This is a genomic window from Pseudomonas sp. CFII68, from assembly GCF_000416195.1.
GTDB lineage: Bacteria > Pseudomonadota > Gammaproteobacteria > Pseudomonadales > Pseudomonadaceae > Aquipseudomonas > Aquipseudomonas kilonensis.
The window spans coordinates 142,213-166,005 of record NZ_ATLN01000095.1 but is presented as its reverse complement, the minus strand read 5'-3'; the positions used below and the strand labels follow the sequence as shown (position 1 = coordinate 166,005).

21 protein-coding genes are annotated in these 23,793 nt (G+C 62.5%); 14 read left to right on the top strand and 7 right to left on the bottom strand.

Going from position 1 to position 23,793, the window contains the following annotated elements:
* The first annotated feature begins 2 nt into the window (after nucleotides 1-2).
* From CFII68_RS10565 to CFII68_RS10630, 14 genes are all read left to right on the top strand, one after another.
* Nucleotides 3-677: an NADH-quinone oxidoreductase subunit B family protein gene (locus CFII68_RS10565; protein ID WP_013693708.1), complete on the top strand. Its 675-nt coding sequence runs from the start codon at nucleotides 3-5 to the stop codon at nucleotides 675-677.
* A gap of 73 nt (nucleotides 678-750) precedes the next feature.
* Nucleotides 751-2,535, top strand: a complete 1,785-nt coding sequence (gene nuoC, locus CFII68_RS10570; protein ID WP_018609203.1) for an NADH-quinone oxidoreductase subunit C/D — start codon at nucleotides 751-753, stop codon at nucleotides 2,533-2,535.
* Between the two features lie 2 nt (nucleotides 2,536-2,537).
* Complete coding sequence (gene nuoE / locus CFII68_RS10575) at nucleotides 2,538-3,035, top strand: NADH-quinone oxidoreductase subunit NuoE (protein WP_018609201.1); 498 nt, start codon at nucleotides 2,538-2,540, stop codon at nucleotides 3,033-3,035.
* Nucleotides 3,032-4,387 carry an NADH-quinone oxidoreductase subunit NuoF gene (gene nuoF / locus CFII68_RS10580; protein ID WP_018609199.1) on the top strand — a complete coding sequence of 452 codons (1,356 nt, stop codon included), beginning with the start codon at nucleotides 3,032-3,034 and terminating at the stop codon, nucleotides 4,385-4,387. Before nuoE ends, nuoF begins: the two co-directional genes overlap by 4 nt.
* 137 nt (nucleotides 4,388-4,524) lie before the next feature.
* The gene (gene nuoG / locus CFII68_RS10585) at nucleotides 4,525-7,239 is read left to right on the top strand and encodes an NADH-quinone oxidoreductase subunit NuoG (protein WP_018609197.1); all 2,715 of its coding nucleotides are present in this window, start codon (nucleotides 4,525-4,527) and stop codon (nucleotides 7,237-7,239) included.
* Entirely contained in the window at nucleotides 7,236-8,243 is a 1,008-nt protein-coding gene (gene nuoH, locus CFII68_RS10590) for an NADH-quinone oxidoreductase subunit NuoH (RefSeq protein ID WP_014337673.1), read from the top strand. Before nuoG ends, nuoH begins: the two co-directional genes overlap by 4 nt.
* Before the next feature lie 11 nt (nucleotides 8,244-8,254).
* On the top strand, nucleotides 8,255-8,803 hold the full coding sequence (gene nuoI, locus CFII68_RS10595; RefSeq protein WP_003180051.1) for an NADH-quinone oxidoreductase subunit NuoI: 549 nt from the start codon (nucleotides 8,255-8,257) through the stop codon (nucleotides 8,801-8,803).
* A 9-nt stretch (nucleotides 8,804-8,812) separates the two neighbouring features.
* Complete coding sequence (gene nuoJ, locus CFII68_RS10600) at nucleotides 8,813-9,313, top strand: NADH-quinone oxidoreductase subunit J (RefSeq protein WP_003203382.1); 501 nt, start codon at nucleotides 8,813-8,815, stop codon at nucleotides 9,311-9,313.
* A 4-nt stretch (nucleotides 9,314-9,317) separates the two neighbouring features.
* Nucleotides 9,318-9,626, top strand: coding sequence for an NADH-quinone oxidoreductase subunit NuoK (gene nuoK, locus CFII68_RS10605; protein WP_003180046.1), 309 nt, complete (start codon nucleotides 9,318-9,320; stop codon nucleotides 9,624-9,626).
* Complete coding sequence (gene nuoL, locus CFII68_RS10610; protein WP_018609186.1) at nucleotides 9,623-11,476, top strand: NADH-quinone oxidoreductase subunit L; 1,854 nt, start codon at nucleotides 9,623-9,625, stop codon at nucleotides 11,474-11,476. The genes nuoK and nuoL overlap by 4 nt, the downstream gene beginning before the upstream one ends.
* Before the next feature lie 39 nt (nucleotides 11,477-11,515).
* Nucleotides 11,516-13,048, top strand: a complete 1,533-nt coding sequence (gene nuoM / locus CFII68_RS10615; protein WP_014337671.1) for an NADH-quinone oxidoreductase subunit M — start codon at nucleotides 11,516-11,518, stop codon at nucleotides 13,046-13,048.
* A gap of 7 nt (nucleotides 13,049-13,055) precedes the next feature.
* Nucleotides 13,056-14,519: an NADH-quinone oxidoreductase subunit NuoN gene (nuoN, locus tag CFII68_RS10620; RefSeq protein WP_014337670.1), complete on the top strand. Its 1,464-nt coding sequence runs from the start codon at nucleotides 13,056-13,058 to the stop codon at nucleotides 14,517-14,519.
* A 285-nt stretch (nucleotides 14,520-14,804) separates the two neighbouring features.
* Complete coding sequence (locus CFII68_RS10625) at nucleotides 14,805-15,914, top strand: NAD(P)/FAD-dependent oxidoreductase (protein ID WP_018609183.1); 1,110 nt, start codon at nucleotides 14,805-14,807, stop codon at nucleotides 15,912-15,914.
* Nucleotides 15,915-16,111: 197 nt separating this feature from the next.
* A complete protein-coding gene (locus CFII68_RS10630; RefSeq protein WP_003203396.1) occupies nucleotides 16,112-16,588 on the top strand; it encodes a hemerythrin domain-containing protein in 477 nt (158 codons plus the stop codon).
* 56 nt (nucleotides 16,589-16,644) lie between these two features.
* On the opposite strand, the gene CFII68_RS10635 is transcribed toward CFII68_RS10630, so the two are convergent.
* From CFII68_RS10635 to CFII68_RS10665, 7 genes are all read right to left on the bottom strand, one after another.
* On the bottom strand, nucleotides 16,645-17,523 hold the full coding sequence (locus CFII68_RS10635) for a LysR family transcriptional regulator (protein WP_018609180.1): 879 nt from the start codon (nucleotides 17,521-17,523) through the stop codon (nucleotides 16,645-16,647).
* Nucleotides 17,524-17,764: 241 nt separating this feature from the next.
* Nucleotides 17,765-18,394, bottom strand: coding sequence for an isochorismate family cysteine hydrolase YcaC (gene ycaC / locus CFII68_RS10640; protein WP_014337664.1), 630 nt, complete (start codon nucleotides 18,392-18,394; stop codon nucleotides 17,765-17,767).
* A gap of 148 nt (nucleotides 18,395-18,542) precedes the next feature.
* Nucleotides 18,543-20,381: an amidohydrolase gene (locus CFII68_RS10645; protein WP_018609177.1), complete on the bottom strand. Its 1,839-nt coding sequence runs from the start codon at nucleotides 20,379-20,381 to the stop codon at nucleotides 18,543-18,545.
* A 120-nt stretch (nucleotides 20,382-20,501) separates the two neighbouring features.
* Nucleotides 20,502-21,128: an antibiotic biosynthesis monooxygenase gene (locus CFII68_RS10650; protein WP_018609175.1), complete on the bottom strand. Its 627-nt coding sequence runs from the start codon at nucleotides 21,126-21,128 to the stop codon at nucleotides 20,502-20,504.
* On the bottom strand, nucleotides 21,121-21,534 hold the full coding sequence (locus tag CFII68_RS10655; protein ID WP_018609173.1) for a DoxX family protein: 414 nt from the start codon (nucleotides 21,532-21,534) through the stop codon (nucleotides 21,121-21,123). The genes CFII68_RS10650 and CFII68_RS10655 overlap by 8 nt, the downstream gene beginning before the upstream one ends.
* On the bottom strand, nucleotides 21,531-22,484 hold the full coding sequence (locus tag CFII68_RS10660; RefSeq protein ID WP_018609171.1) for a LysR family transcriptional regulator: 954 nt from the start codon (nucleotides 22,482-22,484) through the stop codon (nucleotides 21,531-21,533). Before CFII68_RS10660 ends, CFII68_RS10655 begins: the two co-directional genes overlap by 4 nt.
* A gap of 130 nt (nucleotides 22,485-22,614) precedes the next feature.
* The gene (locus CFII68_RS10665) at nucleotides 22,615-23,436 is read right to left on the bottom strand and encodes an alpha/beta fold hydrolase (RefSeq protein WP_018609170.1); all 822 of its coding nucleotides are present in this window, start codon (nucleotides 23,434-23,436) and stop codon (nucleotides 22,615-22,617) included.
* Nucleotides 23,437-23,793 lie beyond the last annotated feature (357 nt).

The following is a 23,793-nucleotide window of genomic DNA, read 5'->3' as shown; positions in this document are numbered from 1 at the left end:
CAATGCAATACAATCTCACCAGGATCGACCCCGATGCTCCTAACGAGCAGTATCCGATTGGCGAACGGGAAACCGTCGCCGATCCGTTAGAAGATCAAGTCCACAAAAACATCTTCATGGGCAAGCTCGAAGACGTGCTGAACAGCACGGTCAACTGGGGTCGCAAGAACTCCCTGTGGCCGTACAACTTCGGCCTTTCGTGCTGCTACGTGGAAATGACCACCGCCTTCACGGCGCCCCACGACATCGCGCGCTTTGGCGCCGAGGTGATCCGGGCATCGCCACGCCAGGCGGATTTCATGGTTATCGCCGGTACCTGCTTCATCAAGATGGCGCCGATCATCCAGCGTCTCTACGAGCAAATGCTCGAGCCCAAGTGGGTTATCTCCATGGGTTCGTGCGCCAACTCCGGTGGCATGTACGACATCTACTCCGTCGTTCAAGGGGTGGACAAGTTCCTGCCCGTGGACGTCTACGTGCCCGGCTGCCCGCCTCGCCCTGAAGCTTTCCTGCAAGGCCTGATGCTGTTGCAGGAGTCGATTGGCCAGGAGCGTCGCCCACTGTCCTGGGTCGTTGGCGATCAAGGCGTCTATCGCGCCGACATGCCATCGCAAAAGGAACAGCGCCGCGAACAGCGTATCGCAGTCACCAACCTGCGCAGCCCCGACGAAGTCTGATCCAGCTCTGTTCCTCTAAAAGAAACGAGAACCTGGCTTCATTCTTTACGTTGACCGAAAGCGATAAATAACCATGACTACAGGCAGTGCTCTGTACATCCCGCCTTACAAGGCAGACGACCAGGATGTGGTCGTCGAACTGAACAACCGTTTTGGCCCCGAGGCGTTCACCGCCCAGCCGACCCGCACCGGCATGCCGGTGCTTTGGGTTGCCCGCGCCAAACTCGTCGAAGTCCTGACGTTCCTGCGCAACCTGCCCAAGCCGTACGTCATGCTCTATGACCTGCACGGCGTGGACGAGCGCCTGCGCACCAAGCGTCAAGGGCTGCCCGACGGCGTCGACTTCACCGTGTTCTATCACCTGATGTCGATCGAGCGTAATAGTGACGTAATGATCAAGGTCGCCTTGTCCGAGAGCGACCTTAGCGTGCCGACCGTGACCGGCATCTGGCCGAACGCCAACTGGTACGAGCGTGAAGTGTGGGACATGTACGGGATCGACTTCCCCGGCCACCCGCACCTGACCCGCATCATGATGCCGCCGACCTGGGAAGGTCACCCGCTGCGCAAGGACTTCCCGGCCCGCGCCACCGAGTTCGACCCGTTCAGCCTGTCCCTGGCCAAGCAACAGCTCGAGGAAGAAGCCGCGCGCTTCAAGCCTGAAGACTGGGGCATGAAGCGTTCGGGCGCCAACGAGGACTACATGTTCCTCAACCTGGGTCCGAACCACCCTTCGGCCCACGGTGCGTTCCGCATCATCCTGCAGCTGGACGGCGAAGAGATCGTCGACTGCGTGCCTGACATCGGCTACCACCACCGTGGCGCCGAAAAAATGGCCGAGCGCCAGTCCTGGCACAGCTTCATCCCGTACACCGACCGCATCGATTACCTCGGCGGCGTGATGAACAACCTGCCGTACGTGCTTTCGGTCGAGAAACTGGCCGGGATCAAGGTTCCGGAGAAGGTCGACGTCATCCGCATCATGATGGCCGAGTTCTTCCGTATCACCAGCCACCTGCTGTTCCTGGGGACCTATATCCAGGACGTGGGCGCCATGACACCGGTGTTCTTCACCTTCACCGACCGCCAGAAGGCCTACACGGTGATCGAAGCCATCACCGGTTTCCGCCTGCACCCGGCCTGGTACCGCATCGGTGGCGTTGCCCACGACCTGCCACGCGGCTGGGAAAAGCTGGTCAAGGATTTCGTCGAGTGGATGCCCAAGCGCCTGGACGAATACACCAAGGCCGCCCTGCAGAACAGCATCCTCAAGGGTCGTACCATCGGGGTCGCCGCCTACAACACCAAAGAGGCCCTGGAATGGGGCGTCACCGGTGCCGGCCTGCGTTCCACCGGTTGCGACTTCGACCTGCGCAAGGCACGCCCCTACTCCGGCTACGAGAACTTCGAATTCGAAGTACCGCTGGCGGCCAATGGCGATGCCTACGACCGCTGCATGGTTCGCGTCGAGGAAATGCGCCAGAGCATCAAGATCATCGACCAATGCATGCGCAACATGCCGGAAGGCCCGTACAAGGCGGATCACCCGCTGACCACGCCGCCGCCCAAAGAGCGCACGCTGCAACACATCGAGACCCTGATCACGCACTTCCTGCAGGTTTCGTGGGGCCCGGTCATGCCGGCCAACGAATCCTTCCAGATGATCGAAGCGACCAAGGGCATCAACAGTTATTACCTGACGAGCGATGGCGGCACCATGAGCTACCGCACCCGGATTCGCACCCCAAGCTTCCCACACCTGCAACAGATCCCTTCGGTGATCAAAGGCAGCATGGTCGCGGACATGATTGCGTACCTGGGTAGTATCGATTTCGTTATGGCCGACGTGGACCGCTAAGCATGAACAGCACGCTTATCCAGACTGACCGTTTCGCCCTGAGCGAAACCGAGCGCTCGGCCATCGAGCACGAGCTGCATCACTACGAAGACCCGCGCGCGGCGTCGATCGAAGCCCTGAAGATCGTCCAGAAGGAACGTGGCTGGGTGCCCGACGGCGCGCTCTACGCCATCGGCGAGATCCTCGGCATCCCGGCCAGCGACGTCGAAGGCGTGGCCACCTTCTACAGCCAGATTTTCCGCCAGCCCGTAGGCCGTCACATCATTCGTGTCTGCGACAGCATGGTCTGCTACATCGGTGGCCACGAATCGGTGGTCAGCGAGATCCAGGGCAAGCTGGGCATCGGCCTGGGCCAGACCACCGCCGACGGTCGCTTCACCCTGCTGCCGGTGTGCTGCCTGGGTAACTGCGACAAGGCACCGGCGCTGATGATCGACGACGACACCTTCGGTGACGTCCAGCCAGACGGCGTCGCCAAACTGCTGGAGGGCTACGTATGACCCTGACTTCCTTCGGGCCTGCCAACCGCATCCAGCGTTCGGCCGAAACCCATCCCCTGACCTGGCGTCTGCGTGACGACGGCGAAGCGGTATGGCTGGACGAATACCAGGCCAAGAACGGCTACGCCGCCGCGCGCAAGGCGTTCAGCGACATGGCCCAGGACGACATCGTCCAGACCGTGAAAGACGCCGGCCTCAAGGGCCGTGGCGGCGCGGGCTTTCCCACGGGTGTGAAGTGGGGCCTGATGCCCAAGGACGAGTCCATCAACATCCGCTACCTGCTGTGCAACGCGGATGAAATGGAGCCCAACACCTGGAAAGACCGCATGCTGATGGAGCAACTGCCCCATCTGCTGATCGAAGGCATGCTGATCAGCGCCCGCGCGCTGAAAACCTACCGTGGCTATATCTTCCTGCGCGGCGAGTACACCACCGCCGCCAAGCACCTGAACCGTGCCGTGGAAGAAGCCAAGGCCGCAGGCCTCTTGGGCAAGAACATCCTGGGCAGCGGTTTTGATTTCGAGCTGTTCGTCCACACCGGTGCCGGGCGCTACATCTGCGGTGAAGAAACCGCACTGATCAACTCCCTGGAAGGCCGTCGCGCCAACCCACGTTCCAAGCCGCCCTTCCCTGCCGCCGTAGGCGTGTGGGGCAAGCCGACCTGTGTGAACAACGTCGAGACCCTGTGCAACGTGCCGGCGATCATCGCCGACGGCGTGGACTGGTACAAATCCCTGGCCCGTGACGGCAGCGAAGACATGGGCACCAAGCTCATGGGCTTCTCCGGCAAGGTCAAGAACCCTGGCCTGTGGGAACTGCCGTTCGGCGTCACCGGCCGCGAGCTGTTCGAAGACTACGCCGGCGGCATGCGCGACGGCTACACGCTCAAGTGCTGGCAGCCTGGCGGCGCCGGTACCGGGTTCCTGTTGCCGGAACACCTGGACGCCCAAATGTACGCCGGCGGCATCGCCAAGGTCGGCACCCGCATGGGTACCGGCCTGGCAATGGCGGTGGACGACAGCGTCAACATGGTGTCGCTGCTGCGCAACATGGAAGAGTTCTTCTCCCGCGAGTCGTGCGGTTTCTGCACCCCTTGCCGCGATGGCCTGCCGTGGAGCGTCAAGCTGCTGCGAGCCCTTGAGAACGGCGAAGGCCAGGCCGGCGACATCGAGACCCTGCTGGGTCTGGTGGGTTTCCTCGGCCCAGGCAAGACCTTCTGTGCTCACGCACCGGGTGCCGTGGAGCCGTTGGGCAGCGCGATCAAATACTTCCGTCCAGAGTTCGAAGCCGGCATCGCGCCCACCAGCGCCGTCGTCCCGCCTCTGGCAAAGCCGATCGTAGTCGGCGCGTAAACGCTTAAAAAGACGAAGGGTCCGTGCCCTTCGTCTTCTCGTGTGATGACGCCGTAAACGGCTGTGTTGATTCACGCGAATAACAAGATTCCATTAGCCACGCCCGCTGACACCGGGCCAACGAAGAACTTTGAACCATGGCCACTATCCACGTAGACGGCAAAGAGCTCGAAGTCGATGGCGCAGACAACCTGTTACAGGCATGTCTGTCGCTGGGCCTCGACATTCCTTATTTCTGCTGGCACCCCGCCCTTGGCAGCGTTGGCGCTTGTCGCCAGTGCGCGGTCAAGCAGTACACCGACGAAAACGACAAGCGTGGTCGGATCGTCATGTCCTGCATGACCCCTGCCACCGACGGCAGCTGGATCTCCATCGACGACGAAGAAGCGAAAGTGTTTCGCGCCAGCGTCGTCGAATGGCTGATGACCAACCACCCTCACGACTGCCCGGTCTGTGAGGAAGGCGGCCACTGCCACCTGCAAGACATGACCGTGATGACCGGCCACAACGAGCGCCGTTATCGCTTCACCAAGCGCACCCACCAGAACCAGCAACTGGGCCCGTTCATTTCCCACGAGATGAACCGCTGCATCGCCTGCTATCGCTGCGTGCGTTTCTACAAGGACTACGCCGGCGGCACCGACCTGGGTGTGTTCGGCGCCCACGACAACGTGTACTTCGGTCGCGTTGAAGACGGCACCCTGGAAAGCGAGTTCTCCGGCAACCTCACCGAGGTCTGCCCGACCGGTGTGTTCACCGACAAGACTCACTCCGAGCGCTACAACCGCAAGTGGGACATGCAGTTCTCGCCGAGCATCTGCCATGGCTGCTCCAGCGGTTGCAACATCTCCCCGGGCGAGCGCTACGGTGAACTGCGTCGCATCGAAAACCGCTTCAACGGTTCGGTGAACCAGTACTTCCTGTGTGACCGTGGCCGCTTCGGCTATGGCTACGTCAACCGCAAGGATCGTCCACGCCAGCCGCTGCTGGCAAACGGCGCCAAGCTGAGCCTGGACCAAGCGCTGGACAAGGCCGCCGAGCTGCTGCGCGGTCGCAACATCGTCGGCATCGGTTCGCCACGGGCCAGCCTGGAAAGCAACTACGCGCTGCGTGAACTGGTCGGCGCCGAGCACTTCTACAGTGGCATCGAAGCCGGTGAGCTGGAACGCATCCGCCTGGTGCTGCAAGTGCTCAAGGACAGCCCGCTGCCCGTGCCGAACATGCGCGACATCGAAGACCACGACGCGGTGTTCGTCCTTGGCGAAGACCTGACCCAGACCGCCGCCCGCATGGCCCTGGCCCTGCGCCAGTCGGTCAAGGGCAAGGCCGAGGACATGGCCGACGCCATGCGCGTCCAGCCATGGCTCGACGCTGCCGTGAAGAACATCGGCCAGCACGCGCTGAACCCACTGTTCATCGCCAGCCTCGCTGAAACCAAGCTCGACGACGTGGCCGAAGAATGCGTCCACGCAGCTCCCGACGACCTGGCCCGCATCGGTTTCGCCGTGGCCCACGCCCTGGACGCCAGCGCCCCGGCCGTCGAAGGCCTGGACAGCGAAGCGGCCGCCCTGGCCCAACGCATCGCCGACGCCCTGCTGGCGGCCAAGCGCCCACTGATCATCGCCGGCACCTCCCTGGGTTCCAAGGCGTTGATCGAAGCCGCGGCCAACATCGCCAAGGCCTTGAAGCTGCGCGAGAAGAACGGCTCCATCAGCCTGATCGTCCCGGAAGCCAACAGCCTCGGCCTGGCCATGCTCGGTGGCGAATCGGTGGACGCCGCCCTGCAAGCGGTGATCGACGGCAGCGCCGACGCCATCGTGGTGCTGGAGAACGATCTGTTCACCCGCACTGACAAGGCCAAGGTCGATGCCGCGTTGAACGCAGCCAAGGTTGTGATCGTCGCCGACCATCAGAAAACCGCCACCACCGACCGCGCCCACCTGGTGCTGCCGGCGGCGAGCTTCGCCGAAGGCGACGGTACGCTGGTCAGCCAGGAAGGTCGCGCCCAGCGCTTCTTCCAGGTGTTCGACCCGACTTACCTGGACGCCAGCATCCTGGTCCATGAAGGCTGGCGCTGGCTGCACGCCCTGCGCGCCACCCTGCTGGACCAGCCGATCGACTGGACGCAACTGGACCACGTTACCGCCGCCGTCGCTTCGAGCAGCCAGCAACTGGCCGCCATCGTCGACGCCGCACCGTCCGCCTCGTTCCGCATCAAAGGCCTGAAGCTGGCGCGCGAACCGCTGCGCTACTCCGGTCGCACCGCCATGCGCGCCGACATCAGCGTTCACGAACCGCGCACCTCCCAGGACAACGACACCGCGTTCTCGTTCTCCATGGAAGGCTACTCGGGCTCGACCGAACCGCGTTCCCAGGTGCCATTCGCCTGGTCGCCGGGCTGGAACTCGCCGCAAGCCTGGAACAAGTTCCAGGACGAAGTCGGTGGTCACCTGCGTGCAGGCGACCCGGGCACCCGCCTGATCGAAAGCCAAGGCGATGGCCTGAGCTGGTTCGCCAGCGTGCCGCGCGCCTTCAATCCGGCACCGGGCACCTGGCAGGTCGTGCCGTTCCATCACCTGTTCGGCAGCGAAGAGAACTCTTCCAAGGCCGCTCCGGTGCAGGAACGCATCCCGGCCGCTTACGTGTCGCTGGCCAAGTCCGAAGCCGACCGCCTGGGCGTCAACGACGGTGCCCTGCTGAGCCTGAACGTGGCCGGCCAGACCTTGCGTCTGCCGCTGCGCATCAATGAAGAACTGGGCGCCGGCCTGGTGGCCCTGCCGGCCGGCCTGGCAGGCATCCCGCCAGCGATTTTCGGCAAAACCGTCGACGGTCTGCAGGAGGCAGCGCAATGAGCTGGTTCACCCCTGAAGTGATCGCTGTGATCCTGACGGTCCTCAAGGCCATCGTGATCCTGCTGGCCGTGGTGGTCGCAGGCGCACTGTTGAGCTTCGTCGAACGTCGCCTGCTGGGCTGGTGGCAGGACCGCTACGGTCCGAACCGCGTTGGCCCGTACGGGATGTTCCAGATCGCCGCCGACATGATCAAGATGTTCTTCAAGGAAGACTGGACGCCGCCGTTTGCCGACAAGGTGATCTTCACCCTGGCACCGGTCGTGGCCATGAGCGCCTTGCTGATCGCCTTCGCGATCATCCCGATCACCCCGACCTGGGGCGTGGCGGACCTGAACATCGGCCTGCTGTTCTTCTTCGCCATGGCTGGTCTGTCGGTGTATGCGGTGCTGTTCGCCGGCTGGTCGAGCAACAACAAGTTCGCCCTGCTGGGCAGCCTGCGGGCCTCGGCCCAGACCGTGTCCTACGAAGTGTTCATGGGCCTGGCGCTCATGGGCATCGTGATCCAGGCCGGCTCGTTCAACATGCGCGACATCGTCGAGTACCAGGCCCAGAACCTGTGGTTCATCATTCCGCAGTTCTTCGGTTTCTGTACCTTCTTCATCGCGGGCGTAGCCGTGACTCACCGTCACCCCTTCGACCAGCCGGAAGCGGAGCAGGAACTGGCCGACGGTTACCACATTGAATATGCCGGCATGAAATGGGGCATGTTCTTCGTCGGTGAATACATCGGCATCATCCTGATCTCGGCGCTGCTGGTAACGCTGTTCTTCGGTGGCTGGCACGGTCCGTTCGGCATCCTGCCGCAACTGTCCTTCGTCTGGTTCGCCCTGAAGACCGCGTTCTTCATCATGCTGTTCGTCCTGCTGCGCGCCTCGATCCCGCGCCCACGCTACGACCAGGTGATGGACTTCAGCTGGAAATTCTGCCTGCCGCTGACCCTGATCAACATGCTGGTGACCGCTGCGATCGTTTTGATGAACGCGCCTGCGGCCGCGGTTCAGTGAGGATTTGACCCATGTTCAAATATATTGGCGACATCGTTAAGGGTACTGGTACCCAACTGCGAAGCCTGGTCATGATCTTCGGCCATGGCTTTCGCAAGCGTGACACCCTGCAATACCCGGAAGAGCCGGTCTACCTGGCACCACGCTATCGTGGCCGCATCGTCCTGACCCGCGACCCCGACGGCGAAGAGCGCTGCGTGGCCTGCAACCTGTGCGCCGTGGCGTGCCCGGTGGGTTGCATCTCGCTGCAGAAAGCTGAAACCGAAGACGGTCGCTGGTACCCGGACTTCTTCCGCATCAACTTCTCGCGCTGCATTTTCTGCGGCCTCTGCGAGGAAGCCTGCCCGACCACCGCGATCCAGCTCACGCCGGATTTCGAAATGGCCGAGTTCAAACGTCAGGACCTGGTGTACGAGAAAGAAGATCTGCTGATTTCCGGTCCCGGTAAAAACCCTGATTACAACTTCTATCGTGTTGCAGGTATGGCCATTGCCGGTAAGCCAAAAGGCGCCGCGCAGAACGAAGCCGAACCGATCAACGTGAAGAGCTTGCTGCCTTAAGGAAGAAAGATGGAATTCGCTTTCTATTTCGCATCGGGTATCGCGGTGGTGTCCACGCTTCGTGTGGTCACCAACACCAACCCCGTGCACGCCCTGCTCTACCTGATCATTTCGCTGATCGCCGTGGCCATGACCTTCTTCGCCCTCGGTGCACCGTTCGCCGGTGCCCTGGAAGTGATCGCCTACGCCGGCGCCATCATGGTGCTGTTCGTGTTCGTGGTGATGATGCTCAACCTCGGTCCGGCCGCGGTCCAGCAGGAACGCTCCTGGCTCAAGCCCGGCATCTGGGCGGGACCGGTGATCCTGTCCGCCCTGCTGCTGGGTGAACTGCTGTATGTGCTGTTCGCTCACCAGAGCGGCCAGGCCATCGGCCACACCACCGTAGACGCCAAGGCCGTGGGCATCAGCCTGTTCGGTCCGTACCTGCTGGTGGTCGAACTCGCCTCGATGCTGCTGCTTGCCGCAGCCGTCACGGCGTTCCATTTGGGCCGTAACGAGGCGAAGGAGTAATCACATGCCTGCTATCCCTCTCGAGCATGGTCTGGCGGTTGCCGGCATCCTGTTCTGCCTCGGTCTGGTTGGCCTGATGGTCCGCCGCAACATTCTGTTCGTGCTGATGAGCCTGGAGGTCATGATGAATGCCTCCGCCCTGGCTTTCATCGTCGCGGGCGCTCGCTGGGCGCAGCCGGATGGACAGATCATGTTCATCCTGGTGATCAGCCTGGCAGCCGCCGAGGCCAGTATCGGCCTGGCGATCCTGTTGCAGCTGTATCGCCGCTTCCACACTCTCGATATCGACGCTGCCAGCGAGATGCGCGGATGAACCTACTCTTTCTGACTTTCGTATTCCCCCTCATTGGTTTCCTGCTGCTGTCGTTCTCTCGTGGACGCTGGTCGGAAAACCTTTCGGCACTGGTTGGCGTGGGTTCCATCGGCCTGTCTGCCATCGTCACGGCCTACGTGATCTGGCAATTCAACGTCGCCCCACCGGAAGGTGGCAGGTACGTGCAGGTGCTGTGGCAGTGGATGGCCGTTGAAGGCTTCACACCGAACTTCGCCCTCTACCTGGACGGCCTGTCGGTGACCATGCTCGGCGTGGTGGTCGGGGTGGGTTTCCTGATCCACCTGTTCGCCTCCTGGTACATGCGCGGTGAAGCCGGTTATTCGCGCTTCTTCGCCTACACCAACCTGTTCATCGCCAGCATGCTGTTCCTGGTGCTCGGCGATAACCTGTTGTTCCTGTACTTCGGCTGGGAAGGCGTGGGCCTGTGCTCGTACCTGTTGATCGGTTTCTACTACAGCAACCGCAACAACGGGAATGCCGCACTCAAGGCGTTCATCGTCACCCGGATCGGCGACGTGTTCATGGCCATCGGCCTGTTCATCCTGTTCCAGCAACTGGGCACGCTGAATATCCAGGAACTGCTGGTCAAGGCACCCGAGCACTTCAAGGTCGGTGACTTCTGGATCGTCCTGGCGACCTTGATGCTGCTGGGCGGCGCCGTTGGTAAATCCGCGCAACTGCCGCTGCAAACCTGGTTGGCGGACGCGATGGCCGGCCCTACCCCGGTCTCGGCACTGATCCACGCCGCGACCATGGTGACCGCCGGTGTCTACCTGATCGCCCGTACCCACGGCCTGTTCGCCCTGGCGCCGGACATCCTGCACCTGGTCGGCATCGTCGGCGGCGTGACCCTGGTCCTGGCCGGTTTTGCCGCCCTGGTACAGACCGACATCAAGCGCATCCTCGCCTACTCGACCATGAGCCAGATCGGCTACATGTTCCTGGCCCTGGGCGTCGGTGCCTGGGAAGGCGCGATCTTCCACCTGATGACCCACGCCTTCTTCAAGGCGCTGCTGTTCCTTGCTTCCGGTGCGGTGATCGTGGCCTGCCACCACGAGCAGAACATCTTCAAGATGGGCGGCCTGTGGAAGAAACTGCCGCTGGCCTACACCAGCTTCATCGTTGGCGGCGCGGCCCTGGCGGCCCTGCCACTGGTCACCGCCGGTTTCTACTCCAAGGACGAGATCCTCTGGGAAGCGTTCGCCAGCGGTAACCAGGCGCTGCTCTATGCCGGCCTGGTGGGTGCGTTCATGACCTCGCTGTACACCTTCCGCCTGATCTTCATCGCGTTCCACGGTGAAGCCAAGACCGAAGCCCATGCCGGCCACGGCATTGCCCACTGGCTGCCACTGTCGGTGCTGATCGTGCTGTCGACCTTCGTCGGCGCCCTGATCACCCCACCGCTGGCCGATGTGCTGCCGCAAAGCGTCGGCCATGCCGGCGGCGAAGCCAAGCACAGCCTGGAAATCGCCTCGGGTGCCATCGCCCTGGCGGGTATCCTGCTGGCCGCCCTGCTGTTCCTGGGCAAGCGTCGTTTCGTCACGGCGATCGCCAACAGCGGCATCGGGCGATTCCTTTCGGCCTGGTGGTTCGCCGCCTGGGGCTTCGACTGGATCTACGACAAACTGTTCGTCAAGCCATACCTTGCGATCAGCCACATTCTGCGCAAAGACCCGCTCGACCAGACCATTGGCCTGATCCCGCGCATGGCCAAGGGCGGCCACACTGCCCTGAGCCGTACCGAGACCGGTCAACTGCGTTGGTATGCGGCTTCCATGGCGGCTGGCGCCGTGTTGGTTATCGGCGCCATCGTGCTGGTAGCGGTCTGATATGAACCTTGCGAACTTGCGAAAGGAAACGAGCCCGTCATGATTCTGCCCTGGCTAATCCTGATCCCCTTCATCGGCGGCCTGCTGTGCTGGATCGCGGAGCGCTCCAGCTCCACGCTCCCGCGCTGGATTGCGCTGCTGACCATGTCCCTGGAACTCGCGCTCGGCCTCTGGCTGTGGGCGACCGGCGACTATTCATTTGCTCCGGCCCCTGGCGCCGATCCGACCTGGGCGCTTGAATTCAAGCACGTCTGGATCGCGCGCTTCGGCATCAGCGTGCACCTGGCCCTCGACGGCCTGTCGCTGCTGATGATCCTGCTGACCGGCCTGCTGGGTATCCTCTCGGTACTCTGCTCCTGGAAAGAGATCCAGCGTCATGTGGGTTTCTTCCACCTGAACCTGATGTGGATCCTGGGCGGCGTCATCGGCGTGTTCCTGGCGCTGGACCTGTTCATGTTCTTCTTCTTCTGGGAAATGATGCTGGTGCCGATGTACTTCCTCATCGCGCTCTGGGGTCACAGTTCTTCGGACGGCAAGAAAACCCGGATCTACGCGGCGACCAAGTTCTTCATCTTCACCCAGGCTTCCGGCCTGATCATGTTGGTGGCGATCCTTGGCCTGGTGCTGGTCAACTTCAACAACACCGGCGTGATTACCTTCAACTACGCCGACCTGTTGAAAGTGCAGATGTCCAAGACCACCGAGTACGTGCTGATGCTCGGCTTCTTCATCGCCTTCGCGGTGAAGCTGCCGGTGGTGCCGTTCCACTCCTGGCTGCCCGACGCTCACGCCCAGGCGCCGACCGCAGGTTCCGTGGACCTGGCGGGTATCTTGCTCAAGACCGCGGCCTACGGCCTGCTGCGCTTTGCCCTGCCGCTGTTCCCCAACGCTTCGGCCGAGTTCGCGCCGATCGCCATGACCCTGGGCCTGATCGGGATTTTCTACGGTGCGTTCCTGGCATTCGCCCAGACCGACATCAAGCGCCTGATCGCGTTCTCCAGCGTTTCGCACATGGGCTTCGTGCTGATCGGGATCTACTCCGGCAGCCAGCTCGCCCTGCAAGGCGCGGTGATCCAGATGTTGGCTCACGGCCTGTCGGCGGCAGCGCTGTTTATCCTCAGCGGCCAGTTGTACGAGCGTCTGCACACCCGGGACATGCGTGAGATGGGCGGCATCTGGTCGCGCATCGCCTACCTGCCGGCCATCAGCCTGTTCTTCGCAGCCGCTTCCCTGGGCCTGCCAGGCACTGGCAACTTCGTCGGCGAGTTCCTGATCCTGATCGGCACGTTCGCCAGCGCTCCGTGGATCACCGCCATCGCCACTTCCGGCCTGGTGTTCGGTTCGGTCTACTCGCTGATCATGATCCACCGTGCCTACTTCGGCCCGACCAAGTCGGACGAAGTGCTGCGTGGCATGGACGGTCGCGAACTGATCATGGTGCTCGGCCTTGCGGTGCTGCTGGTTTACCTCGGCGTTTTCCCGCAACCGTTCCTCGACACCTCTGCCGCCACGATGCATGGCGTGCAGCAGTGGCTCGGCACCGCCTTCTCTCAACTCGCTTCGGCCCGGTAAGAGCGCTATGGAATTCACGATTCAACACTTTATCGCGCTTGCGCCGCTGTTGATCACCAGCGCCACGATCATCGTGGTGATGCTGGCGATCGCCTGGCGGCGCAATCACTCACAGACCTTCCTGCTGTCGGTGGCGGGGCTGAACCTGGCCCTGCTGTCGATCCTGCCGGCCCTGAAAGTCGCGCCACTGGCGGTCACCCCGCTGATACAGATCGACAGCTTCGCCTGCCTCTACATGGCGTTGATCCTGGTCGCCACCCTGGCCTGCGTCACCCTCGCCCACGCCTACCTCGGCGATGGCGGTTCGGGTTACCCGGGCAACCGCGAAGAACTGTACCTGCTGATCCTGATGGCCGCCGCCGGTGGCCTGGTCCTGGTCAGCGCGCAGCACCTGGCCAGCCTGTTCATCGGCCTGGAACTGCTCTCGGTACCGGTCTACGGCCTGGTGGCCTACGCCTTCTTCAACAAGCGTTCCCTGGAAGCCGGCATCAAGTACATGGTGCTGTCGGCGGCCGGTTCCGCGTTCCTGTTGTTCGGCATGGCCCTGCTCTACGCCGAAGCCGGCACCCTGAGCTTCGTTGGCATCGGCCAGGCCCTGGCGGCCACCGGCCTGCCTAGCCCGATCGCGCAACTGGGCCTGGGCATGATGCTGATCGGCCTGGCGTTCAAGCTGTCGCTGGTACCGTTCCACCTCTGGACCCCGGACGTCTACGAAGGCGCCCCGGCGCCAGTGGCGGCGTTCCTGGCCACCGCGTCGAAAGTGGCGGTGTTCGCGGTCATGGTGCGGCTGTTCCAGATCTCGCCAGTGGCCAGCAGCGGTGTGCTGAGCAACGTGCTGACCATCATCGCCATCGCGTCGATCCTGTTCGGTAACCTGCTGGCACTGACCCAGAGCAACCTCAAGCGTCTGCTGGGTTACTCGTCCATCGCCCACTTCGGCTACCTGCTGATCGCCCTGATCGCCAGCAAAGGCCTGGCCGTGGAAGCCATCGGCGTGTACCTGGTCACCTACGTGATCACCAGCCTCGGCGCGTTCGGCGTGATCACCCTGATGTCCTCGCCGTACAACGGCCGCGACGCCGATGCCCTGTACGAATACCGCGGCCTGTTCTGGCGCCGTCCGTACCTGACCGCCGTGCTGACCGTGATGATGCTGTCCCTGGCCGGCATCCCGCTGACCGCCGGCTTCATCGGCAAGTTCTACATCATCGCCACCGGCGTCGAGGCTCACCAATGGTGGCTGGTCGGCTCCCTGGTGCTGGGCAGTGCCATCGGCGTGTTCTACTACCTGCGCGTCATGGTCACCCTGTACCTGATGGAACCGAACCTGCGTCGCCACGACGCCGAGTTGCACTGGGAACAGAAGGCAGGCGGCGTGATGCTGCTGGCCATCGCCGCACTGGCGTTCTTCCTCGGCGTATACCCGCAGCCGTTGCTGACCCTGGTTCAGCAGGCTGGTTTGACGGGCTGATTACTTGAGAGTCCTAAGCTGACAAAAATGCCCGTATCGTGAGATGCGGGCATTTTTTTTGAGGCGGACTTGAAGTGCCTGAACGTGACGAGGGAGCTTGCTCCCGCTCGGCTGAGCCTGGGCCGCGTTCGGACGATCTTTTGATCTTTCGCTTGGGACTCAAGTGTCTGGGGAAAAATCGCAGCCTCGTTGCACTCGACAGCTCCTACGGGCGGACACAAATATCCTCCTGTAGCTGGGACTATGCTCAAACTCTATCGTGCCCCCCTTGAAGGAGACTCAGCGTTGAGCGTGGATATTGAATGCGTAGTGGTCGGCGCAGGCGTCGTTGGCCTCGCCGTGGCACGGGAAATGGCCCGTGCCGGTCATGAAGTGCTGCTGATCGAAGCGGCCGAAGCCATCGGCATGGGCATCAGTTCGCGCAACTCCGAAGTCATCCACGCGGGCATCTATTACCCACCGGGCAGTCTCAAGGCGCAGTTGTGCGTCGAAGGCCGGCGACGGCTGTATGACTATTGCGAAAGCCACGGCGTCGCGACCCGCCGGCTCGGCAAGTTGATCGTTGCCACGGATCAGGCGCAGGTGGCCGGACTCGAGACATTGCTTGAGCGGGGCTTGATGAACGGCGTGGACGACCTGCGCCTGCTCGACCAAGAACAGGCGCAGGCTTTGGAACCGGCCCTGGCCTGTGTCGCCGCGCTGTATTCGCCTTCCACCGGTATTGTCGATTCCCACGCTCTGATGCTGGCCTTGCAGGGTGACGCCGAAGCGGCCGGGGCGAACATTGTTTTCCACACGCCTTTACTGGGTGCTCGCGTCATCACCGGGGGGTTCATGCTGGAGTTGGGCGGCACGGCGCAGATGACCCTGTCCTGTCGCCTGCTGATCAACGCCGCCGGCCTCCAGGCACCCGCCCTCGCCCGCCGCATCGAAGGCCTGGAGTTGCAATCGGTGCCCGAGGACTTTTTGTGCAAGGGCAACTACTTCAGCCTCACCGGGCGGGCACCGTTCCGGCACTTGGTCTATCCCGCCCCGGAAGCCGCCGGCCTGGGCATCCACATGACGCTGGACCTGGCCGGCCAGGCGCGTTTCGGGCCGGACACCGAATGGGTCGAGGGCGAGGACTACCGAGTGGATCCGGCCCGGGCCGAAGCGTTTTACCCGGCGATCCGCAGTTATTGGCCGGGCCTGCCGGACCAGAGCCTGCAACCGGCCTACAGCGGCATCCGCCCGAAGATCTCCGCGCCCGGCGAACCGACCCGCGACTTTGTCATCAGCAGCGAGGCCGAACACCGGGTGCCAGGGTTGATCAACCTGCTCGGGATCGAGTCGCCCGGGCTGACGTCCTGCCTGGCACTCGCCAGCCGGGTCCGACAACGGATCGAACATGTCTAGCCACCAGCGCAAAGTGCAACGCGTTTTGCACCCCGCTCATGCAGCTTGCACGACCCCTGAAATTATTATCGTTTCAACTTATTGTTTTTAAAGAATTTTAAATCGATCCTCAGCTGGCACAACCGATGCAATTCAGCTCTTACGCGGCGTCGGCGCTCGAAGCCTGCCCGCATCCGTGTATTGCCGAGGAGCTACCTATGAATGCCATCGATCTGTTGAAAGCCGACCACGAACGCGTCAAAGCCATCCTGACTCAACTGAGCGAGTCGACCGAACGCGCGGTGAAAAAACGTACCGACCTGTTGGCGAAACTGGAAATGGAAATTTCCATCCACACCCGCCTGGAAGAAGAAATTCTTTATCCGGCTTTCAAGCAGGCCGGTGGCAAGGACGAGGCCGAAATGTATTACGAGGCCAAGGAAGAACACCGTACCGTCGACTCGCTGGTGCTGCCGGACCTGAAAGCCACCGATCCCACCCAGCCGGAATTCGCCGGTCGGGTGAAAGTGGTCAAGGAACTGCTTGAGCACCACATCGAGGAAGAAGAAAAGGAAATGTTCCCCCACGCGAAAAAACTGCTGGGCAAGGCCAAACTCGATGCCTTAGGTGCAGACATGGAAACCATGAAAGCGCAGTACAAAAAAGAACTGAGCAGCGCCAACCTCGCCGCCTGATCAAAGCGCCGTAGATGCTTCAGCCGTCATGTGACGGCTGAATGCGTTGCGGCGCTTTATTGCATTTGTTCGCGCAAGAACTCCACCAACGCCTGCACCGGGCGTGCACTTTGCCGATGCTGGGGATACACCGCCGACAGCGCCAGCGGCTCGGTCTCGAAACCTTCCAGGACCTTGATCAGCCGCCCATCCTTCAAGGCATCGCCGAGGATGAAAGCGGGCAGATAGGTGATGCCCATCCCGGCGATGGCCGCGTCCCTGAGCAAATCCCCATTATTGGCGCGCATGCGTCCCGTGACCTCCAGGGTCAGCGGTTTGCCGGCCCCCACGAAACGCCACTGCACCTGACGGCTGTGACCATAGGGCAAGCAGTCGTGATTGCGCAGGTCTTCAGGCCGCACGGGTGTGCCTTTTTGCGCCAGGTAGGTGGGGCTGGCGCAGTACACCCGCTCGATGGTCGCGATGCGCCGGGCAATCAGCGTCGAATCCTCCAGCACGCCGATGCGCAGTGCCAGGTCATAGCCCTCCCCCAGCAGATCCACCGAGCGGTCGCTCAGGTCCACCTCGACGCTCACGCCCGGATAGCGCTTCAGGAACAGCGGCAGCAGGCTGCCCAGGTGCGCCACCGCGAAGGACAGCGGCGCACTGAGGCGAAGGGTGCCGCGAGGCTCGCTGGTCTGGCCGCTGATGCCCTGCTCCACCTGTTCAACGTCATTGAGCAGGCGCAGCGCCGCTTCGTAATAGCGCTGACCCAGAGGCGTGACGTCCAACCGCCGGGTCGAGCGATTGAGCAGACGCACACCCAGGCGTTGTTCCAGTTCCATCAGCTTGCGGCTGACGAACTGCTTGGACAGCCCCAGTTTTTCCGCCGCCGCGGTGAAACTGCCCGACTCCATGACCTGGGCAAAGATGCGCATTTCTTCGAAGGGGTTCATTGTCATTCCTGGGGTGGACAGTCAGGGGGGATTGGCTGGGCATTGTGGTCTTGGTGAGTCTGATTGCCTAGCTGTGGGGATGTGCCACCGTCATCGCGAGCAAGCTTTGCTCCCACATTGGATCTGTGGGGAAACCTGTGGGAGCAAAGCTTGCTCGCGATAGCATCGGCACAATTTGCGAGGCGCTAATGCCAAACAAAAAAACGCCCGCACAAGGCGGGCGTCATTCAGCATGGACCGCTTACTTGGCCGTCAGCGCCGAGTAGCTGTTCATCAGGTTGCGGTAGTTCGGAATGCGCTGGGACAGCAGGTTGCCCAGGCCTTCGATGTCGTTGCGCCAGTCGCGATGCAGCTCACAGGCCACCGAGAACCAGTTCATCATCTGCGCGCCGGCAGCGGTCATGCGTACCCAAGCGGCCTGTTGCACGGTTTCGTTGAACGTACCCGAGGCGTCGGTCACCACGAACACGTCAAAACCTTCAGCCAGCGCCGACAGGGTCGGGAACGCCACGCAGACATCGGTGACCACGCCAGCGATGATCAGTTGCTTGCGGCCGGTGGCCTTGATCGCCTTGACGAAATCTTCGTTGTCCCAAGCATTGATCTGGCCTGGACGGGGGATGTACGGCGCGTCCGGGAACATTTCCTTGAGCTCCGGCACGATCGGGCCGTTAGGGCCTTGTTCGAAGCTGGTGGTCAGGATGGTCGGCAGTTCAAAGAACTTCGCCAGGTCGGCCAAGGCCAGCACGTTGTTCTTGAACTCGTTGGGCGAGAAGTCCTGGACCAGGGAAATCAGGCCGGTCTGGTGATCGACCAGCAGGACGACCGCGTCGTCTTTGTTCAGACGGTTGTAGGCGGGAACGTTGCTCATGGGATGACTCCTTTGGGATGGATGCTATGAACCCAATGTGGGAGCGGGCTTGCTCGCGAAGGCGTCGTCACATCCAACAACCTTGCAAGCTGACACACCGCTTTCGCGAGCAAGCCCGCTCCCACAGGGGATAGGTGTTTGTACTCAGTCAAAAGGCAAAGCAGGAACAGCCAAACGCGCCCCAGAAGCCTTGGAAATCGCTGACCGGGACGTTAGACAACCGTGCCCGTTCATGGCTGTGAGAATGCACCGTGCACGGACCGCTGCACTGGTGGACCTGAGCCTGCAACGGTGACGTCGGGCGCCAGTGGCCCGGTACCTTGACCACCGGCGACCAGTCGGGCAGCACCGGGACGCTGGCCGGCCCGAGTTTTTCGAAGTCGCCGGCGGCATACACCACCTTGCCGTCGACCACGGTCAGCACCGACTCGATCCACTTGATGGCTTCTTCCTCGACGCTGAAGAAATCCGCGCTCAGGGCCGCCAGGTCCGCCAGTTGGCCAACCTTGATCTGGCCTTTCTTGCCCTGCTCCGACGAGAACCAGGCACTGCCGTGGGTAAACAGTTCCAACGCAGTCAGGCGCGGCAGGCCCTCTTCGTGCAACGAAAGGCCGCCGACGGTGCGACCGCTGACCATCCAGTACAACGAGGTCCACGGGTTGTAGCTGGAGACGCGGGTGGCGTCGGTGCCGGCGCCCACCGGCACGCCTTCGGCCAACATGCGCTTGATCGGCGGCGTGGCTTCGGCGGCCTTGGCGCCGTAGCGGTCGACGAAGTATTCACCCTGGAAGGCCATGCGATCCTGGATCGCAATCCCGCCGCCCAACGCCCGTACGCGCTCGATGTTCTTCGGCGTGATGGTCTCGGCGTGATCGAAAAACCAGGGCAGGCCGTTGAACGGAATGTAGCGGTTGACCTTTTCGAACACATCGAGCATGCGGCTGATGGATTCGTCGTAGGTGGCATGCAGGCGGAACGGCCAGCGCTGTTCCACCAGGTGCCGGACCACCGGTTCCAGGTCTTGCTCCATGCCCGGCGGCAGATCCGGACGCGGTTCGAGGAAGTCCTCGAAATCCGCTGCCGAGAACACCAGCATTTCCCCGGCGCCGTTGTGCCGCAGGAAATCATCGCCCTGGTGCAACTTGACGCTGCCGGTCCAGTTCTTGAAGTCGCTGAGTTCTTCCTTGGGTTTCTGGGTGAACAGGTTGTAGGCGATGCGCACCGTCAACTGCTGCTCGCGGGCCAACTGCTCGATCACTGCGTAGTCGTCCGGGTAATTCTGGAAGCCGCCGCCGGCATCGATGGCACTGGTCAGGCCCAGGCGATTGAGTTCACGCATGAATTGGCGGGTGGAGTTGACCTGATATTCCAGCGGCAGCTTCGGTCCCTTGGCCAGCGTCGAGTAAAGAATCATCGCGTTGGGCCGCGCCACCAGCATGCCGGTGGGCTCGCCCTTGCTGTCACGCACGATCTCGCCGCCCGGCGGGTTCGGCGTGTCACGGGTGTAGCCGGCCACCCGCAGCGCGGCCCGGTTGAGCAAGGCACGGTCATACAGGTGCAACACGAACACCGGCGTATCGGGAGCGGCCTGGTTGAGCTCTTCCAGGGTCGGCATGCGTTTTTCGGCGAACTGGAATTCGTTCCAGCCGCCCACCACGCGTACCCATTGTGGCGTCGGCGTGCGGTCGGCCTGGTCCTTGAGCATGCGCAAGGCATCGGCCAGGGATGGCACGCCTTCCCAGCGCAGCTCCAGGTTGTAGTTCAGGCCGCCGCGGATCAGGTGCAAGTGCGAGTCGTTGAGCCCAGGAATGACCGTGCGGCCCTTGAGGTCGATGAGCTGGGTGCCGCTGCCGCGCAAGGCCATGGCCTCGGCGTCGGTGCCCACGGCAACGAAGCGGCCCTGGCTGATGGCAACCGCACTGGCGCGCGGTTTCTCGCGGTCGACGGTATGGAACTGGCCATTGAACAGAATCAGATCGGCGTTCATGGGATTTCCTTTGACGATAAATGAATCGATAGGCGGCGACATTTAGAGGGATCGCTTCGCGATCCCACGGGGATAAATCCCCTCGCCACAACAGTGCTTGTCACAAAAGTTCGGCGCTGCTTAGGGCTCCAGGTGTTCATGGGCCTTGGACGCTTCCAGCCACGGCGCGAACAGCCGGGTCGCCAGCGGCATGCACACGTACACCACCGAGAGCACGATGGTCACGGTGATCAGGAACGTGGCGACCACGTAGTTGGACAGAAAGGCGTTAAGTTGCAGCAACGGGCCCCAGAGCAACGGCACCAGCAAGGTGTGGGGCAGGATGACCAGCAGCGTCACCACCGATTGTTTCCAGCGCGGCGGTGGCGTGGCGGCATCGGCCAGCGGGGCGAACCAGAATTCCTTGTGGGAACCGACCTCAATCTGATCGCCGTCGGCCAACAGTGGCGCGGCCTCGGCCACTAATTCACGCCGCTCGGGGGAGTCCAGCCAGCGCTGCATGGCCTCGGTGGAGCGAAAACGCAGCACGCAGGTAAACAGCGACAACCCATCCTGCTTGCCCCGGACCACATCGACGCCCAAGTGCCCCGGCCACTGACCGGCCACAGTCACGATGCGCCGCAACCAGGCCTCGTAGGCATCGTTCTGTCCAACCTTGATCCGGTGCTTGACCACCAAGGTGACGATTTCATCGAAACCGGGCACTGCCGGGCTTGCGGTGGATTCCAGGGTTCGGGATTCAGACATGGCGAAGCACTCCATCAAAACGCGTGTTCAGCGCCAGGCGTCCAGGGCCGGCAATGAACACACTGGTAAATACAATCAGCAGCAACCAGCCAAACTGGCCTTCTTCCAGGCTCCACTGCGGGTGCACCAGCAGCAGCGCCACCGCTAGGAGAAACAGGATCGGCAGGCACGCCAGGCGCGCCAGCACACCGGCCATGATCAGCAGCGGACACAGCACCTCGGCGAAAATCGCCAGGATCAGGGTCGGCGCCGCGCCCAAGTGAAACGGGTCTTCGATGCGGGTCAGCTCGACGCTGTAGTGCAACAGCTTCGGCAGCCCATGGACCCACAGCAGGAACAGCCCGCCGCTCAGGCGCAGGAACAACAAGCCCAGGTCCTGCAACGGGCGCTCATCGGTCAGGTTCATCGGTGGGCTCCGTCCGGGGCGGCCGAGGCAGCGGCAGCGGCCGGCAATGGTTGGGACATGTGGCTGGCAATGCGCGAGCGCAGCCAGCGCTCGGCCGGGTCGTTGTCATGCACCCCGCTCCAGACCATCGACAGTTCAGCGGCATTGATCTCGAACGGCGGGTCCTCGGCACGCAGCGCGCAGCCTTCCACCAGCGCGCAGGCGGCATAGTCGGGCACGGTGGCGATCAGCTCGGTGCCGGCCAGCAAGGCCCGCAGCCCACTGAATTGCGGCACCGCCAGCACCACTTTGCGGGTCCGACCGATGCGGGCCAGGTCCAGGTCGATGTTGCCGCTCAGGTCGCCCGAGAACGAAACCATGGCGTGGGGCCGCGAACAGTATTCATCCAGGGTCAGCGGCCCCGGGCGCTTGTCGCCACGCAAGACCTTGCAAGGAATGTCCCGCAGTTTCTTGCGCTTGGCATTGGCCGGCAGGTCGGTGGTGTAGCTGACACCGACGCTGATTTCACCGCTGGCCAGCAGCGACGACATCAGCAGGAAGTTGGCCCGGCGCACCACCACGATGATCCCCGGCGCTTCTTCGCGCAGTTGGCTCAGCAATGGAGGAAACAGGCCGAATTCGGCGTCGTCGGACAGACCGATGCGAAACACGTCGCAACTGGTGGACGGATCGAACGCCTTGGCCCGGCTGACCGCGCCAGAGATGGTGTCCATGGCCGGTTGCAGCTCTTGCAGGATCGCCAGGGCCCGCGGCGTCGGCTCCATGCCGCGACCGTGGCGGATCAGCAACGGATCATCGAACAGATCCCGCAGCCGCCCCAGCGCCGCGCTCACCGCCGGCTGGCCCATGAACAGCTTTTCGGCGACGCGGGTCAGGTTTTTCTCGAACATCAGCGCCTCGAAGATCACCAGCAGGTTCATGTCGAGACGGCGTAAATCGTTGCGGTTCATGGGTGTGAGGTCCCGTTTTAACTGTGGGAGCGAGCCTGCTCGCGATGGCGGTGGGTCAGCTTGCATTCATATCTACTGTCCTGACGCCTTCGCGAGCAGGCTCGCTCCCACAGGTCTTAGCTTGCTTGCGTCAACCCTGGATGAACGCCAGCAGGTCCGCGTTCAGGCGGTCCTTGTGGGTGTCGGTCAGGCCGTGGGGCGCGCCGGGGTAGATCAGCAGCTGCGAGTGCTTGAGCAACTTGGCGGCGGCAATGCCGGCAGCTTCGATGGGGACCATCTGGTCGTCATCGCCATGGACCACCAGGGTCGGCACGTCGATGTTGCGCAGGTCTTCGGAAAGATCGGTCTCCGAGAACGCCTTGATGCAGTCGTAGGTGTTCTTGTGGCCGGCGAGCATGCCCTGCATCCAGAACCAGTCGATCATGCCTTGGGAGACTTTGGCGCCCGGACGGTTGGCTCCGAAAAACGCGCTGGCCACATCTTTGTATAGCTGAGAACGGTCGGCCAGGGAGGCCTGGCGGAAACCGTCGAACACTTCCACAGGCAGACCGCCGGGGTTGGCCGGGGTCTTGAGCATCAGCGGCGTCACCGCCGAAATCAGGCCGAGCTTGGCGACACGGGCAGCACCATGGCGGCCGATGTAGCGCGCCACTTCGCCACCGCCAGTGGAGAAGCCGAGCAACACCGCGTCCTTCAAGTCCAGCCGCTCGATCAGCTCGGCCAGGTCATCGGCGTAGGTGTCCATGTCGTTGCCGTCCCAGGGCTGGCTGGAGCGCCCGTGCCCACGGCGGTCATGGGCGATCACCCGGTAGCCATTGGACGCCAGGAACATCATTTGCGCCTCCCAACTGTCCGAGTTCAGCGGCCAGCCGTGGCTGAAGACCACCGGTTGACCACTGCCCCAGTCCTTGTAGTAAATCTCGGTGCCGTCGCGGGTAATGAAGGTGCTCATGACATGACTCCTTGAGGTGGGTGGATCGCTTTATGGTCCGGCCATGGGGGGCACCTGCGTGAGTTAAACGTTGTTAATTTTTTCGGAACGGCGGTGTTAAAAAAACCAGCGGAGATTGCTTTTGTGGCGAGGGGATTTATCCCCGCTGGACTGCGAAGCAGTCCCAAGGACTGACATTTAGGTGTGTCAGGCTTATTGCAGATGGGGCTTCTGGGGCTGCTACGCAGCCCAGCGGGGATAAATCCCCTCGCCACAGGAACGCGGTGTCTGTCAGGGAGGTGTGAGGGATCTGCACCGTTGCGCTTGACGCCAAACCTGAGGAATATGCTCGGGTAAAGCCCAGGCACCGGGACCAGA

Bases quoted from the DNA above. Each gene is read 5' to 3' on its own strand.
- CFII68_RS10660 (WP_018609171.1), bottom strand. From the start codon at position 22,484: ATGAACCGCAACGATTTACGCCGTCTCGACATGAACCTGCTGGTGATC.
- nuoN (WP_014337670.1), top strand. From the start codon at position 13,056: ATGGAATTCACGATTCAACACTTTATCGCGCTTGCGCCGCTGTTGATC.
- CFII68_RS10630 (WP_003203396.1), top strand. From the start codon at position 16,112: ATGAATGCCATCGATCTGTTGAAAGCCGACCACGAACGCGTCAAAGCC.
- nuoK (WP_003180046.1), top strand. From the start codon at position 9,318: ATGCCTGCTATCCCTCTCGAGCATGGTCTGGCGGTTGCCGGCATCCTG.
- nuoI (WP_003180051.1), top strand. From the start codon at position 8,255: ATGTTCAAATATATTGGCGACATCGTTAAGGGTACTGGTACCCAACTG.
- nuoJ (WP_003203382.1), top strand. From the start codon at position 8,813: ATGGAATTCGCTTTCTATTTCGCATCGGGTATCGCGGTGGTGTCCACG.
- CFII68_RS10645 (WP_018609177.1), bottom strand. From the start codon at position 20,381: ATGAACGCCGATCTGATTCTGTTCAATGGCCAGTTCCATACCGTCGAC.
- nuoL (WP_018609186.1), top strand. From the start codon at position 9,623: ATGAACCTACTCTTTCTGACTTTCGTATTCCCCCTCATTGGTTTCCTG.
- CFII68_RS10650 (WP_018609175.1), bottom strand. From the start codon at position 21,128: ATGTCTGAATCCCGAACCCTGGAATCCACCGCAAGCCCGGCAGTGCCC.
- nuoE (WP_018609201.1), top strand. From the start codon at position 2,538: ATGAACAGCACGCTTATCCAGACTGACCGTTTCGCCCTGAGCGAAACC.
- nuoH (WP_014337673.1), top strand. From the start codon at position 7,236: ATGAGCTGGTTCACCCCTGAAGTGATCGCTGTGATCCTGACGGTCCTC.
- CFII68_RS10655 (WP_018609173.1), bottom strand. From the start codon at position 21,534: ATGAACCTGACCGATGAGCGCCCGTTGCAGGACCTGGGCTTGTTGTTC.
- nuoG (WP_018609197.1), top strand. From the start codon at position 4,525: ATGGCCACTATCCACGTAGACGGCAAAGAGCTCGAAGTCGATGGCGCA.
- CFII68_RS10665 (WP_018609170.1), bottom strand. From the start codon at position 23,436: ATGAGCACCTTCATTACCCGCGACGGCACCGAGATTTACTACAAGGAC.
- CFII68_RS10565 (WP_013693708.1), top strand. From the start codon at position 3: ATGCAATACAATCTCACCAGGATCGACCCCGATGCTCCTAACGAGCAG.
- nuoF (WP_018609199.1), top strand. From the start codon at position 3,032: ATGACCCTGACTTCCTTCGGGCCTGCCAACCGCATCCAGCGTTCGGCC.
- nuoM (WP_014337671.1), top strand. From the start codon at position 11,516: ATGATTCTGCCCTGGCTAATCCTGATCCCCTTCATCGGCGGCCTGCTG.
- ycaC (WP_014337664.1), bottom strand. From the start codon at position 18,394: ATGAGCAACGTTCCCGCCTACAACCGTCTGAACAAAGACGACGCGGTC.
- nuoC (WP_018609203.1), top strand. From the start codon at position 751: ATGACTACAGGCAGTGCTCTGTACATCCCGCCTTACAAGGCAGACGAC.
- CFII68_RS10635 (WP_018609180.1), bottom strand. From the start codon at position 17,523: ATGAACCCCTTCGAAGAAATGCGCATCTTTGCCCAGGTCATGGAGTCG.